Source organism: Peribacillus suis (assembly GCF_059384845.1).
This window is the reverse complement of sequence record NZ_CM182019.1, coordinates 3,682,938-3,698,434: the sequence shown is the minus strand read 5'-3', so window position 1 is coordinate 3,698,434 and position 15,497 is coordinate 3,682,938. Positions and strand designations below refer to the sequence as shown.

The following is a 15,497-nucleotide window of genomic DNA, read 5'->3' as shown; positions in this document are numbered from 1 at the left end:
GCTAAACAAAATCAGCTTTTTTTATTTGTGATAAATAAGTACTATTTAAGGATAAATGTGGAAATTATAATAGGAAAATAGTATGATAATTCTGTGAACATTTTAAAAAATTTAAAATCATAGGAGTGGATACTAATGAGACTAATTCAATATATCATTCGGACGAGCTTGGTTGTGGTACCAGGTACCTTCATGATTGGGCTGTTCGTTTGTCTCGCAAATGGTATTTCGGGAATGCCCATGCTATGGAATCTGGTCTTCATTACAATTTGCGGTGTGGTTGTCGGAATTATTTCCTCCGTGATCAACCATCGAAGGTTCATTCGTCCGATTGGATTGATTAATCGTTATCTAGAGAAAATTGCGGACGGTGACCTTAAACAAAGGATAAGTGAAGATCAGTTAGGTTTTTTGAAAACGATTGCACTTCATATCAATCACACTGTGGAGTCTTGGAGCGACGTATTGAAAAAGGTTCAGGAGGCATCGAAGAATATGAACGCCTATTCCAATGAATTGGCGGAAGGAGCACATCAGACAAGCAGCGCGACGGAAGAAATCTCCTGCTCGATAGAAGATGTCGCACAAGGAGCCAGAAACCAGGCAAAGGGAGTGAACGAGACTACTGAGGTGATTTATCAGATGTCATCCAGCCTTTCAAGGGTAACAATCGGGGCGGAGAAGGTATCTGGCTCCATCCATAAGTCCTTGGAGAAAGCGAATGCAGGAAAAAACTCAATCGAACAGGCGGGCCAACAAATGGAGTCCATTTATTCGAATGTGAATGAATTGGCAAGGGTCGTCAATGGATTGGGGGAACGTTCCGTCGAGATAGGGAAAATAGTTGAAGTGATTACAGGGATAGCTGCGCAGACGAATCTATTGGCCTTGAATGCTTCCATAGAGGCGGCACGGGCTGGTGATCAAGGAAAAGGGTTTGCCGTGGTGGCCAATGAAGTGAGGAACCTTGCAGAGCAATCAAGCCATGCAACTCAGCAAATCAGTGAAATCATCAACCATATCCAAAAAGAAACAAAGCAGGTGGCCGAGCAAATGGGGTCTGTCAATCGCGAGGTAAGCGAAGGAATCAACGTGATGACCGGAGCTGGAGATACATTTATAGAAATTCACCACTCCATAAACGATCTTTCTGATCAAGTGGGGCAAGTGGGGGAGACGATTGAAAAAATGGAAGCGGGAACGAGGATGGCTGTACAGTCGATGGAGATGATATCCACTGCAGCGGCGGGTTCAGAGGCGGCGACACTAAATGTCTTGACGGCTACGGGGGAACAATCCGCCGCAATAGAAGAAATCAGCGCCTTTGCTGAACACTTGCGGAAACTAGCCGGAGAAATGGATGGCATCATCCATACTTTCAAAATTTAAGCCTCATCGGAAATGAAGACCCAGACCTTTTTGGTCTGGGTCTTCATTTGCCTTTTTCATCTCTATTTTCTTTTTTGTCTTTTTTATTACGACGAAGTACATCTAAGATTCTCCGGCTATTATTTTTACTATTGATCAGTTCAACTAAGTCACTCATATTTTCTGCTTCAAAGTCTTGTTGTTCTTTTTTCATTAGGAATCCCTCCTCCAAGTTATCGTAATACCCTTATTTTAATAAAATGAAACTTCCTTTATCCTATTGGTAATATAAGGTTTTTATATCGCTTTTAAATAAAAATTTGCTAAAATTAAAAAAAGGCTTGATATTTAAATCAAGAGCTGAATGGAGGCTGTTGCCGTTTTGGAGGAAGAATTGGTATTGATTGGAGAAAAAATCGAAAAATTCAAATATATCTTGGTCCAACATCTCGAACTTTTCGAAGAAGATTCGCCATATGATTTGGAAACCAGCAAGGTGATTCGGGCACAAATCATTCAAATCCATGCTGACGCCTTGATCCATGGAAAAGCCCAGGCGATGGAAAGCATGAGTGAAATCGGGATGAGAGTTGGGAATCGAATTGTGGAGATGGGCGTTTCGTTAGATAAAATCATTGGGGAGATTCAGCTGGCGCGTAACCTTTTCTGGAGCTTCATTGAAGAGGAAGTCAGCAATCGACACTATTCTATCGAAGTCTTGTTGAAAGCTAGTTCAATCATTGATGCCGTATTGGACGAGTTCCTCTATTGCATGAGTGTGAGTTTTGTGAATTATTATAAGAAAATTGCCAAATCGGCAAACGAATCTTTAAAGAAGGTAAAAGAAAATCAAGAAGTCATGGAGGAGTTGGCGACGCCAATCGTCCAAACCATGTTAAGCGATGTGTTGCTCGTACCGTTAATCGGACGTATCGACGAATGGCGAATGGGGTCCTTGCAGTCGACGGTCCTGCAAAAGTGTAACGATTCCCATGCTGAAGTAATGATTTTGGATTTCTCCGGCATCACTTATACGCAGGATGATAACATGTTTTCCCTGCTCGACCAGTTGGTTGGCGCGTTAGCATTGATGGGTACAGAAACGATGTTTGTCGGGTTTACACCGGCCGTAGTCAGGCAAATTATCAAGCTTGATTTCTCTCACCAGGTTAAATCATTCTTATCATTCGCCCAAGCCATGGAGTATATCGTTAAACAGAGGGGAATTACAATCCAGTATTCGAATTGAAGGAATCCTTATGAATGAGGATCCTTTTTTTATAGCATGTAGAGTGATGATGTTTTTGACCAAAAGTGACCGGTATTTCTTTACTTTGAAGAATTATGATAAGTTAGTCAAAAGCATAAGAAACGGGGTGCCTGCTATCTTCAATCGTATATATGGAAAACATGACTTACATAGACGAAAGGTTGTTGAATGAATAGTGGCTTTCAAACAAAAAAACACCCTCGATCCACAAGTAAAATGGTTCAGTGTGGGGATCATGACGGATAACGGCCTCGAATATGAAGAGTATGAGGCGCTATCAAAGCGTATCCTTGATTCAGTCGATAATGTAGGGGCCATATCGGACCTGGTCAGGGTCGAATGGGATAAAGCAAAATTGATTACCTTAAACGAACGATTCAATCATCCGGTTCTTTCGGATCCTTGCTTTATCATTAATGAAGTGATTCCGGAAGATATTGAAAGGGAAAAGAGGCTTTTGCAGGAAAAACATAAGTGGAAAAGATACTTGAATCTAATTTCCCGATATGACTACCTCGAAGCGGAGACGAAAGCCGTCCATGATTTTGATAAGTCCCTTTTGTATACGGATGAAGTGGAGAAGGTGATTGAATATCTTAACCTTAACGCCTAAATGAAACGCATCGGTTCATCGATGCGTTTCATTTGCGTTCAAAAGGAATTTTTCCTTAATCGTACATAGGAAAAAGGAGAGGCATATATCCAATCCTTTCAGAATAAGTAGAAAAATATTGAAGGATTGGTAGGGAAGTCGGATATGAAAGCGAATACTTTAAAGTAGAAAGAGAGAGTTATTAGAAAAGGGAGATGAAACAATGGAAGCAGTCCTACCTCAGTCAAAGCCAAAACCAAAAAGAAAATGGAAAAGACGTGTCCTTTGGGTTTTTGTATCGCTGCTCTTGCTTATAGTGATAGCCGTGATTGCGGCAAATGTATTCTTATCAAGGTCGCTTCCTGAAACGAAGGGGGATTTATTATTGCCCGGTCTTTTGAAACCGGTTACAGTGATACGTGATTCGAGTGGGGTTCCACATATTACGGCTGATAATGAACATGATCTGTATTTGGCTCAAGGGTATATTCAGGCGCAGGACCGTTTGTTTCAGATGGACCTAAGCAGGCGTCAGGCATCCGGGGAATTAAGTGAAGTGATTGGTGAGAAGACCGTGAAAAATGATAAATACTTTCGAACGCTTGGGCTAAGGCGGGCTGCCGAATCTTCATATGCGGGCTACTCAAGTGAAGGGAAAGCAGCATTGGATGTATTCGCTGAAGGTGTGAATCTCTATATCGACGAATTGAAGGATAATGGAAAATGGCCGGTCGAGTTCACTTTGCTTGGCTATGAGCCGAAACCCTGGACACCTGTGGATTCATTGACGATTGGGAAGTATATGGCGTTTGATCTAGGCGGGAACTGGGAAGATCAGGCATTCAGACAGTACTTACTCCAAACGTTCCCAAAGGAAAAGGCCTATGACTTATTCCCGGATTATCCAAAGGATGCACCTTATATCATCGGCAAGGAAGAGCTGGACATTGAGAAGAGCTTTGCTGGTGCCGTCATACCTTATGAATTCAATGGCAGTAATAACTGGGTGGTCTCCGGTGAAAAGACGGATACGGGAAAGCCGCTTTTAGCCGACGATCCCCATCTTGGACTCGCCACTCCCTCGGTTTGGTACCAAATGCATCTGAAGGCACCGACCGTCAATGTGAGTGGGGTCATTTTTGCAGGAATTCCTGGCATCATATTGGGTCATAACGAAAACGTTGCCTGGGGTGTGACGAATACGGGTCCGGATGTTCAGGATCTGTATATTGAGAAGAGGAACCCAAAGAACGAGAATGAATTTGCTTATAAGGAGAAATGGGAAAAGGCCAAAATAATCGATGAACCGATCAAGGTGAAAGACGGTAAGACGATTGATTACCAGGTGACCATTACACGTCATGGCCCGGTCGTTTCTGAATTCGCCGGTAAAAGTGGGAAAGATACGGTCCTGGCATTAAGGTGGACGGCACTAGATCCGTCAGCAGAACTGGAAGCGGTTTTGAATATGAATAAGGCAAAGAATTGGAATGAATTCGAAAAGGCGCTTTTGAAATTCGAAACGCCTGCACAGAATTTCGTTTTCGCCTCCAACGATGGGACGATAGCGTATAAGGCGAACGGGAAGATTCCAATCCGTAAAAAAGGTGATAGCATGTTGCCCGTGCCAGGGTGGACGGATGAATATGAATGGAAAAGCTATATTCCATTCGATGAATTGCCAAAAACGATCAATCCAAAGGAGGGATTCATCTCGACCGCGAATAACAAGGTCATATCAGATGATTATCCGTACCACATCAGTAATAACTGGGCACAGCCCTATCGTCAGATGAGGATTCAGGAGTTCTTGGAAGCGAATAAGAAACTGACTGCAGGGGATATGCAAAGTCTGCAGATGGATCAGGTGAATTTGCAGGCGAGAGAATTTGTCCCGCAATTTTTAACGATCTTAAACGGGCCATCAGGAAAGCAGGAACAAAAGGCGTTAGAAATTCTACAAAAATGGAATCAGATAGATTCTGCAGATGCCGCTGCACCGATGATCTTCAATGTGTGGATGAAAAAAATCGGGGATGTCCTGCTGACGGAAGAAATTCCAGAGGAAACCCTTAAGCTTTTTAATGGAAGGAAATCGGCGATTGATGAATTGCTGCGGGAGGCCCTGAGCGGAAAGCCAGGTCCATGGATCGAGGAAGCAGGGGGACTTGAGCAGGTATTGGCGAAGTCATTACAGGAGACATTGAAAGAATTGGAGAAAACGCAAGGAGGCGACCTAACCGATTGGGCGTGGGGAGAGTACCACCAAGTCCGCTTCGATCATCCGCTTTCAAGCGTTTCCCCATTGAACTATTTGTTTAACGGAGAAGGAGGGATTCCCGTTGGCGGGAGCAGTGTCACTGTCCAGGCCGCTGCATTTCTTGACGACGGTACCGTCAATCATGGCGGCTCCTGGAGGTTTGTCATGGATCTTTCCGATATGAATCAAGCTTATCACCTCGTCGGTCCTGGGCAATCCGGACATGTCAAAAGTAAATGGTATCATGACCAGCTCGAAGATTGGGCGGAAGGGACGTATCACAAAACCAGGCTAGATAAACCAAAAGGCGATACGCTGACATTGAAGCCTGAATAGGAGAAGGGACCTCACTTTCTAAAAAGTGAGGTCCTTTTTGTCCTTGAAAAAGGCTTGGACGGAAAGCCACATAAAAAAAGAGCCCCAAGCCCAGCAAGAGCTGAACTTGGCACTCCTTACCGTTTCTGTTTGTTCAAGAATTCTGTCAGGAATTCCTCGAAGTTGGGAGCTTCGATGGCTGCAATTTTTTCATAGGATTCTATGATTTTGAGCTTTATCTCTTGTTCCAGGTCTTTTCTGTCCTGATGGTGTGTATTCTTTAAGGACTTTTTTATTTTGGGGTCTAAAGAATCGATCATTTCCATCAATTCTTTCTTTGATAGTTTGTTATCCACAGTACCTGTTCTCCTTCCTAACATAAATCTCATTCAAATAGTGTTTTCGCAGTTTTTCGAGTCCCTGTTTGCGAATGCTCGAAATATTCTGGGGTGATTCTTTGAAATAAGCTGCGATTTCTTTGTTGGTTAGGCCGTAGGAATAGACCATCGTGAGTACCCTATTTTGTTTGGGCGTTAGTTTTTGCAGCGCATTCACCAGTTGTTCATCACTAATGTGGGAAGAAAGGTCGCCGGTTTCCCCCATCTTTTCAAGTTGAACATCTACATTTCCGATTCGGTCGATGATACCGCCGCTATCCGAGGTCATGTCGAGATCCATTCGATAGCGTTCCCGTTGCTTTCGCGCCCTTTTATCATAATCAACTGAGAAAAAGTAAATTAAAGAGCATAAGTATTTGTACACCTTGGCCCTGTAATAGAAAATTTGGAATGTCTCGTTGAGATGACAAAGGTTGTTGGTAGAAGGGGATTCAAGCGTATCCGTGAAAATCTTCAAATGTTCAGGATTTTGTAAAAAAACCTGGATGATGGGTTGATTAAAGAATGAAGCATATCTCTGATGTAACACATCAAGTGAATAAGAAAAGAAATGGGCCGTTAACTTGTTCATTTATTATCCCTCCTTAAGTTCTAAAGTGATGGACAAGGGGAATAAATCAATTATATACGAACATTTGTTCTTTTTGCTATAAACCGATAGTGCTAGATTGATTTTGCTCGGACATTATTCACTTTACTTAATAGATACAAGAAAAGGGGTGAAGAGGATGATGATTGAGGATGCTACTGTGTGGGTATCATTAGTTAGCGATTTTGGCTATCCATTCGTCGTTTCAATGTTTTTGCTCTTCCGCTTCGGAAAAAAACTAAACGAACTAACTGTAGAAGTAGAAAACCTAAAGAAAACAGGCCATAAAAAGAGAAGTTGACATAAAGGTAACGAGGGGCTAGGTTGAAAAATGGATTTTGGATCCTATATTCATCGGATCCAAAATCTGATTGAACATGAGGTGACGAAGCCTATTTCCTTCTATTCATATTTTGCCCGAATAGGATATTATGTTCCCCTAGCTTGGAATATAACACAAAAAAATGGAAAAAATAATCCTCAAATAGAATCATTTTATTGATATAATGCATCGGTCCTTAGAATTAGTGGAAATCCCCCTCCCATACGTTTTTAGTTTTATAGAGTAAAGTGAAAATACTTTTGAAAAAACAACATTTTTATAAGATATGAAAAAAAATGCAGCAATCCATTTGAGGATGCTGTATTTTTCATTGAATAGGAATAAAATGGAATGGAGGATGGGGGGGCGAACTATTTTGAATAAAAAACAACTAAGGGACCTTGAATGCTTACAACAAGAAAGTGAACAAGGAGATTTTACATTGAAGCTGAATTGGGATACACTCCGGAGCCGGAATGGCATCATGCAAAATGATTTTCTTCATTACGAAAAAGGACAGCTTGTCGGGTTTGTGGGGTTATATGACTTCGGAAGTAAATTGGAGATGTGTGGCATGGTTCACCCGGAGTTCCGGAGGAAGAGGATTTTCACTAAGCTGGTGAATGAAGCATTGGATGATGCGTTGGGAAGGGAGGCCAGAGAGATCATCCTGAACACTCCAGGACCATCACAATCGGGGAAGGAGTTTTTGAAACGGCTTCCTTGTGAATTTTCTTTCTCGGAGTACCAAATGAAATGGACGCCTACCGAACTGTCAGACTATGAAGATATTGTCATTCGCCCTTCACGAGAAATGGATGCAGAAACGGAGATTCAGTTGGACATTCAGTGTTTTCAATTTCTGGAGAAGGAAGCGAGGGAATATTATCAGCGCATTCAGTTTGAACATACATTGAAGACCTTGATGATCGAGGCAGATGGGAAGACCGTCGGCAAGATCCGTGTCGATCATAGTGAAGGGGAAGCGTGGATTTACGGGTTTTCCATTTTTCCGGAATATCAGGGGAAAGGCATTGGCAAAAAGGTGTTGAAAAAGATAGTGGCAAAACAGCATGGTCTAGGCTATGAAATCTTTTTGGAAGTGGAAGCGACGAACGCCCATGCCCTCAGGCTATATGAATCATGTGGGTTCAAGACGATACAGCGGCAGGATTATTATCGGTATAAGGAAGAGAACAGGGAGGCACGATCCGCTCATCTATGAGTTCTCTAAATAGGAGGCGTTCGAGCCTTTAGGTAAAGGAGATGATAGTCTGTATACACTTTTTAGCTATAACTGGCAAGTAAGAAGCGAGTGGTTTCGTTGGTGTCACGAACTCCATTCTGATGAACTACTAAGGAAGAGAAACGGGGGGATGGGCCAAATATTGAAGACGCTCGCCCATGTCATCGATGTCGAAAATAGTTGGATCAGGGCCATGCAGGGAAAGCCGGATCTCGAGATAGATTTGGATTCCTTTCATACAGTTGAAGCGATTCAGGACTTATCCGCAAGATATCATCCGGAAGTGAAAGAGTTCTTGGAGACGTGGTCACCTGCCATGGAGTTTGAATGTATAGAGGCACCATGGATGGAAGGGAGTTATGAAAAGGGCAAGGTATTAAGGCACCTGATTGCCCACGAAATCCATCATATCGGTCAGCTGTCGATTTGGTCGAGGGAGATGGGCATCCAACCGGTCTCCGCCAGTTTGATTGACCGTCATTTATAAGGACAAAGGGGAACTGGTGAATGTACCCACATTTCCAGTTCCTTTCTTGTATGGCCAAATTTTATGATTATCAAGTAAAAAATGGGGTATATAGAAATTTAGACTGATATGTTTTCAAAAAGCCGGTTAGAAATGGTAGCTATATTATTAAAGAATTGATTTTGTTAAAGGGACGTAGAAGATTTTTGGATTCCAGCATCCGTGATCTAAAGAAAATGAAATAAGCAGCACAGGTTAGCGTTTATTCATGAATAGGCAAGCTCCTTTTTTATCTTCTTGTTTTTATCCAATTCAATTCTTTCCCCTCGAATGACCATTCATATAACATAACCCATTTCAATAAAAAACCATGCACCTTAGAAAGGAAGAATCGATGCGTTTAAAATTAAACAGCGTTTTTTGGATTTCTGCTATGATTGTATCGTTAGTTGTCATTATAGGAGCGATGGTTCCTAACACTTTTGCGAAAGGGGCCAATGCCGCTCTAGCATTTACTACATCTTCTTTTGGCTGGCTATTTTTGGCCGCTGTCTTCTTATTCGTCGTTTTCCTGATTTATCTTGTTTTTAGCAAATACGGAAAAATTCGTTTGGGCGGGAATGATGAACGTCCGGAATTCCCTATGTTCACATGGATTGGCATGTTATTTTCCTGTGGGTTTGGCATTGCTTTAGTATTCTACGGGATAGGAGAACCGATGACCCACTTCTTTACGCCACCATACAAAGACGTCGAACCATTAACGACAGAAAGCGCCCGATTGGCAATGGGGTATTCCTTCTTTCATTATGGCGTCAGTCAATGGTCCATATTCGCAATCGTGGGACTTGCCATGGCTTATTTTCAGTTCCGGAAAAAGGAAAACGGTCTGGTTTCAACCACGCTTTCTCCTGTAATCGGGAAGGGACGGCATGTGAAACCAACAAAAAAAATCATTGATATCCTTGCCATCACCGCAACGATCATGGGTGTTGCCACTTCATTGGGATTAGGCATCATGCAGATAGATGGTGGTTTGCGTTTCGCCTATAATGTGCCGGATGCAAACTGGATCAAGATCATCATCGTAATCGCGATGACAGCCCTTTTTTTAACTTCTGCCATCACGGGGTTGAACAAAGGGATGAAATGGTTAAGTAACTATAACTTATTTGCGGTATTCGTGATCATGCTGTTCATCTTCATTACGGGGCCGACCCAATTTATCCTGGATACATTCATTGTGGGGATTAGTGATTATATCTCTAATTTCGTATCGTATAGTCTAAGGTTGAATCCATATACGGGCAATCCTTGGGTCTATCAATGGACAATCTTCTACTGGGCTTGGGCGATTGCCTGGTCGCCATTCGTCGGATCATTCATCGCCCGCGTTTCGAGGGGGCGTACCATCCGCGAATTTATCATAGGTGTGATGGTCGCACCGCCAGTCATCGCGTTAGTCTGGATTGCCATATTTGGTGGTACAGCCCTTCATATGGACTTGTTTGAAGGGACGCAAATTGCAACCGCTGTGAATAATGATATAACGAGTGCCCTTTTTACTATGCTTCAAGAACTTCCCTTCACAGGTGTCGTCACGGTTTTCGTCTTGATTTTAATCCTGACTTTCCTTGTGACATCAGTCGATTCAGCCGTTTTTATCTTAAGCTCGATGTCGACGAACGGTAGCTTAAACCCTCCAGTGCTCGTCAGAGTGATATGGGGTGTCCTGATGGGGGCAATTGCCTTGGTCCTTCTCCTATCGAGTGGATTGACCGGATTACAGTCTGCATCAGTCGTTTCGGCCCTGCCATTCACGATCATTCTGATACTCATCATGGCTGCCTTTTATAAAACGCTGCGTAAGGACTTTAGAAAGGCGCCTAAACCTACAACAGTGAAAAAAACACCGTTAAGGGAAGAGGAAAGCACAAGATAATCAAATAGATTAGTAGGCCGGTTCATATAATGAGCCGGGCTTTTTTTTTTACAAATATATAAGAAAAATAAAATGGTATATTCTCCCTTGTTGTCAATAAATAAATGATGCAAAAGAAGTATTTTATCAAAAAATGTAAGATCATAATAAAATGTGTAAAAATTCTGATAAGGATATGTTATATTATTCTAGAATTTGATAAAATCTGAGAGGTTGTGAAGTATGTCGTTCAAGTCCAAAATGCTAGTCCCTATCCTTGCTGTAAGTTTAATTACAGCACCATTTGCCCTTCCGGTGGATGCATCCGCTAGAGGAGAGGCAAAAGCGAAACCGTTTGCCATATCCGCTCCTTCGGTAAGTTACACAAATGGGGCAAAAGCCACTGTGACCGTTACGCCCAAAAAGGGCAATAAGGGGAAAGAAGCCGTTGTCTTTCAGTTAATGAATGGGACAAAGGTCGTTTCGCAATCAGCAGTAGAGACGGACATCAAGACAGCACAAAAGTTTTCTGCTCACTTCAACACGTACAAGTCAGGATATTGGATCAAGGTATCCGTCGTTTCCAACTATAATGGAAAAACGAGTAATTTCGGAACAAGCTTGGCCACTTCGGTTTCCGACGCGCCATTTGAACTGAGAATCATGGAAACGACAGACATACACACCAATCTAGTAAGTTATGATTATTACAAAAATGCCGTATCGGATTCAGTAGGGTTTTCCCGCACGGCAACCTTGATCAAACAGGCAAGAAAAGAAGTGAAAAATAGTGTCTTAGTAGATAATGGGGACCTCATTCAAGGCACGCCGCTTGGTACATACAAAGCGAATATAGCCCCGCTTAAAAAGGGAGAAGTGCACCCTGTCTATAAAGCGATGAATCTACTAGACTATGATGTGGCTACATTCGGTAACCACGAATTCAACTATGGCTTATCCTATTTGGATGAAGCCATCAATGATGCGAAATTCCCCTATGTAAATGCAAACGTTTATAAAAAAGACAAAGACAAAAATCCAAATAATGATAAAAATAAATACACGCCTTATAAGATTGTGACGAAGAAAGTGAAAGATATAAATGGTAATGAAAAGTCCGTGAAAATCGGCTATATCGGATTTGCCCCTCCACAAATCATGGATTGGGATAAAACAAATCTTGAAGGGAAAGTCATAACAAAGGAAATCATTGCGACAGCCAAAAAATATGTCCCTGAAATGAAGAAAAAGGGTGCAGATGTCATCGTGGCGCTTACACATTCCGGTTTTAGCGGCGACGCCAAAAATACCGAGGATGTTATCTATTCATTAAGTAAAGTGGCCAATATCGATGCCATCACGTTCTCACATACTCATAAAGTCTTCCCGGCCCAAGATGAGGCATCATTGGACAACCTGTTCAAAGACAGTCAAGGCAAAGTCCTTGCGGGCGTTGATAATAAAAAGGGAACGATCAATGGGGTACCAGCCGTCCAAGCAGGATATGGTGGAAGTAATCTTGGCATCATCGACCTTGATATTCAGAATATCAAGGGAAAATGGAAAGTCATCAACTCAGATTCTTCAACCCGGGCAATCAATGACAAAGTAACCGGTAAGAAAGCGGCGGAAGATGCGGCTGTTGTGAAGGCGGTCAAAAAAGACCACGAGGCAACGGTTAAGTATGTTAACACGCCAATCGGTAAAACAACAGCACCAATCCACAGTTATTTTGCCCTTGTGCAGGATGATCCTTCTGTACAGGTCGTAACAAGTGCACAAAAATGGTATGTTGAAAATTATCTTAAGAACAATCGTCCTGAATATAAAGACTTACCAATCCTTTCTGTAGGGGCACCATTCAAGGCTGGCCGCAATGGAGTCGAGGAATACACCGATATAAAAACGGGTGATTTGACAATCCGCAGCGCTGGCGACCTATATTTGTACGATAATACATTAAAAGCCATCAAAATCAAAGGGTCCGTGGTCAAAGAATGGCTTGAAATGTCCGCAGGGAAATTCAATACAATCGATCCTGCGAAAACAGAGGAACAGAAATTACTGAATGAAAAGTTTGCAGTCTATAACTTTGACGTGATTGATGGCGTGACGTATCAAGTCGATGTCACGAAAGCTCCTCGTTATGATGAAAAAGGCGAGAAGCTATCAGATTCAAGCAGGATCACCAACTTGAAATACGAGGGTAAAGCCGTTGATCCAAATCAAGAATTCATCGTCATAACGAATAATTACCGTGCTTCGGGCGGAGGGAATTTCCCAGGCGTCAAAGGCAGTGAATACATTGTCGACTCCGCTGATGAAAACCGTCAGATCTTGATGGATTACATTACACAAGAGAAGGAAATCAATCCGACCGCAGACAATAACTGGTCGATTGCCCCGATTTCCGACAAGGTGAATGTTACATTCACTTCATCGCCAAAAGGTGCAGAATATTTAAATGAAGAAAGTGCTATTTCATATACAGGCAAAACGGATGATAAAGGATTTGGTATCTACAAATTCAATCTAGCCAATAACAACATTCAAGTTCAATTGTTGGGCATCAATGATTTTCACGGTCAAATGGATACTACTTCTGAGTTTGGCGGAGTCAAACAAGGACGTGCCGATTACTTAGCGGCCCACTTAAAAAAGCGTGAGGCAGAGAATCCGGAAAATACCCTGTTAATCTCAGCTGGGGATGCCGTTGGTGCGAGCGCTCCTGTTTCCTCTCTATTACAGGACAAACCAACTCTTCAGTTTCTGAATAATATGGGGTTTGATGTAGGAACGGTCGGAAACCATGAGTTCGATAAAGGAATCGAAACGCTGATGGCCCAAATTAATGGCGGAAAGTCACCCACTTCGGATGTTGTCTTCGATAAGTTGAACTTCCCGTATGTGGTGGCAAATGTCGTGTATAAAGACACAAAAAAACCAATATTAGATCCTTATGTCATTAAAGAGGTCGGCGGTGTGGAAATCGGATTTATTGGTGTCGTCACGAATACGACACCTCAAAAGGTAAGCCCTGCCGGTATCAAGAATGTAGAATTCATTGAGCAGGCCCCAGCCGTCAATAAAGCGGTCGATGAGTTAAAGGAAAAAGGCGTCAAATCGATTGTCGTTGTCTCGCATGATCCAGGCACTGAGAAAGATGGGGTCATTACAGGGGAAGTGGCGGAACTGGCAAAAGATATCGATGATGAAGTCGATGTCATTTTAGCTGGAGACAATCATGCCAAGAATAATAGTACGGTCGATGGAAAGTTAATCGTTCAAGCGTATTCTTACGGAACGGCTTTTGAAGACATTGACTTGGAAATTGATCCGAAAACAAAGGACATTGTCAAAAAATCAGCTGAGATCGTGACAGTCACACAAGACGGAATCACACCAGATGCTGAAACGACGAAGTTCATAAACTCATATTTGGATCAGTTCCCAGAACTGAAAGCGCCACTAGGAACGACGGATGAAAAGATTTTAAGAGCGAACGCCTATACCCAGGAAACGGGTCTTGGAAATTTAATCGCGGATTCAATGAAAGCCGATCTACAATCTGATTTCGCTTTCATGAATCCAGGTGGAATTCGTGCCGATATTCCACAAGGTGAAGTAACGTATGCCGATTTGGCAAAAATCCAGCCATTCGGAAACGTACTGGTCAAACTTGAATTAACAGGTGCGGAAGTGAAAACATTGCTGCAACAGCAGTGGGTCGTTGAAGGCAATCCGAAAACTTTGCAAATCTCCGGATTGAGCTATACCGCTGATTTCAGTAAGCCAGTGGCAGAGCGCGTCACGGAAATGAAGAAAGCGGATGGCACCCCAATCGACGAGTCAAAAACGTACACCGTGACTGTCAATGACTTCATGGCAAGCGGCGGCGATAACTATACCGTGTTAAAAGATAAAGAGCGCGTATTCGGCCATGCCGATTTAGAGGCTTTCGTTGAATATGTGAAAAACACTTTTAAAGGTGGAAAAATTACGGCGGTTACGGAAGGTAGAATCACGAACATCAATAACTAAAATGAGTTTTATCGGTCCATTCAGGAAGGATGTCAGTCCGTTTGGCAGATATATCGGTCAAACTGGATGTTTTATCGGTCCAATTCAAAAAAAGCGAGCATTCCGAAACATGGAATGCTCTTTTTTCTTCATCAGTTGTTTCTGAACATAGAGTAGTTAAGGCCCAAAGCGAAAGTCACCCAGCCGATATAAGGAACCATGGCGAGGCCAGCATTACGGTCGATGCTGTAAAACTCGAAGGCTGTCAAAGTAATCAAGGTCAATAGGGCGGCCATTTCGATGAAAGCCGTTCCACGCAAGCCCCATTTGAAGAAGAGGAAAGACCATAAAAAGTTCAGTCCGAGCTGGGTATCATAGAGGAGTTCCGGTGATTTTGTGTTTTTTTCCTTCACGGATACACGATATTTTGCGATTCCCATGACGGTATATAGGCCTGTCCAAGCGACGGGGAAAACCCATGAAGGGGGAGCGAATGAAGGTTTCTTGAGGTCATTGTAAATCTCTTTGGAGTTTCTTGTGGCAATTGCCCCGACAATGGACCCTCCGACAACAGGAATCAACACGCTTTTTGCTAATTTTCGATAATTCATAATGCATCCACCATCTTTCTACATATTTGGTCGTTGTTATACCATTACCTCTAATGGTCTAAATAAAACATTTTAATGGGTTATTAAGTGTAACTTTATTCCATTTTTTATTATCATGG

13 protein-coding genes are annotated in these 15,497 nt (G+C 42.5%); 9 read left to right on the top strand and 4 right to left on the bottom strand.

Translation table 11 applies throughout. From position 1 onward, the window contains the following. Positions 1-135: 135 nt before the first annotated feature. On the top strand, positions 136-1,389 hold the full coding sequence (locus AC503W_RS18145) for a methyl-accepting chemotaxis protein (protein WP_407406916.1): 1,254 nt from the start codon (positions 136-138) through the stop codon (positions 1,387-1,389). A 43-nt stretch (positions 1,390-1,432) separates the two neighbouring features. Here AC503W_RS18145 and AC503W_RS18140 read toward each other — a convergent pair whose 3' ends face one another. Then, positions 1,433-1,582, bottom strand: coding sequence for a hypothetical protein (locus AC503W_RS18140; protein ID WP_402871155.1), 150 nt, complete (start codon positions 1,580-1,582; stop codon positions 1,433-1,435). 168 nt (positions 1,583-1,750) lie between these two features. On the opposite strand from AC503W_RS18140, the gene AC503W_RS18135 reads away from it, so the two are divergent. From AC503W_RS18135 to AC503W_RS18125, 3 genes are all read left to right on the top strand, one after another. Then, entirely contained in the window at positions 1,751-2,617 is an 867-nt protein-coding gene (locus tag AC503W_RS18135) for an STAS domain-containing protein (protein WP_402871157.1), read from the top strand. A 196-nt stretch (positions 2,618-2,813) separates the two neighbouring features. Then, the gene (locus AC503W_RS18130) at positions 2,814-3,251 is read left to right on the top strand and encodes a hypothetical protein (protein WP_407406913.1); all 438 of its coding nucleotides are present in this window, start codon (positions 2,814-2,816) and stop codon (positions 3,249-3,251) included. Between the two features lie 202 nt (positions 3,252-3,453). Further along, on the top strand, positions 3,454-5,826 hold the full coding sequence (locus AC503W_RS18125; protein ID WP_494915326.1) for a penicillin acylase family protein: 2,373 nt from the start codon (positions 3,454-3,456) through the stop codon (positions 5,824-5,826). Between the two features lie 116 nt (positions 5,827-5,942). On the opposite strand, the gene AC503W_RS18120 is transcribed toward AC503W_RS18125, so the two are convergent. Then, on the bottom strand, positions 5,943-6,161 hold the full coding sequence (locus AC503W_RS18120) for a hypothetical protein (protein WP_402871166.1): 219 nt from the start codon (positions 6,159-6,161) through the stop codon (positions 5,943-5,945). Continuing rightward, positions 6,154-6,774: a sigma-70 family RNA polymerase sigma factor gene (locus AC503W_RS18115; RefSeq protein ID WP_494915325.1), complete on the bottom strand. Its 621-nt coding sequence runs from the start codon at positions 6,772-6,774 to the stop codon at positions 6,154-6,156. Before AC503W_RS18115 ends, AC503W_RS18120 begins: the two co-directional genes overlap by 8 nt. 157 nt (positions 6,775-6,931) lie before the next feature. On the opposite strand from AC503W_RS18115, the gene AC503W_RS18110 reads away from it, so the two are divergent. The 5 genes from AC503W_RS18110 (at position 6,932) to AC503W_RS18090 (ending at position 14,788) form a co-directional block, all read left to right on the top strand. Then, a complete protein-coding gene (locus AC503W_RS18110; protein ID WP_402871171.1) occupies positions 6,932-7,093 on the top strand; it encodes a YvrJ family protein in 162 nt (53 codons plus the stop codon). A gap of 397 nt (positions 7,094-7,490) precedes the next feature. Continuing rightward, positions 7,491-8,339, top strand: coding sequence for a GNAT family N-acetyltransferase (locus tag AC503W_RS18105; protein ID WP_494915322.1), 849 nt, complete (start codon positions 7,491-7,493; stop codon positions 8,337-8,339). Between the two features lie 49 nt (positions 8,340-8,388). Then, entirely contained in the window at positions 8,389-8,847 is a 459-nt protein-coding gene (locus AC503W_RS18100; RefSeq protein ID WP_402871346.1) for a DinB family protein, read from the top strand. A gap of 373 nt (positions 8,848-9,220) precedes the next feature. After that, positions 9,221-10,768, top strand: a complete 1,548-nt coding sequence (locus AC503W_RS18095) for a BCCT family transporter (RefSeq protein WP_494915320.1) — start codon at positions 9,221-9,223, stop codon at positions 10,766-10,768. A gap of 222 nt (positions 10,769-10,990) precedes the next feature. Beyond that, positions 10,991-14,788, top strand: a complete 3,798-nt coding sequence (locus AC503W_RS18090; RefSeq protein WP_494915319.1) for a bifunctional 2',3'-cyclic-nucleotide 2'-phosphodiesterase/3'-nucleotidase — start codon at positions 10,991-10,993, stop codon at positions 14,786-14,788. Between the two features lie 131 nt (positions 14,789-14,919). Here AC503W_RS18090 and AC503W_RS18085 read toward each other — a convergent pair whose 3' ends face one another. Next, positions 14,920-15,378, bottom strand: a complete 459-nt coding sequence (locus AC503W_RS18085; protein ID WP_494915317.1) for a TspO/MBR family protein — start codon at positions 15,376-15,378, stop codon at positions 14,920-14,922. Positions 15,379-15,497 lie beyond the last annotated feature (119 nt).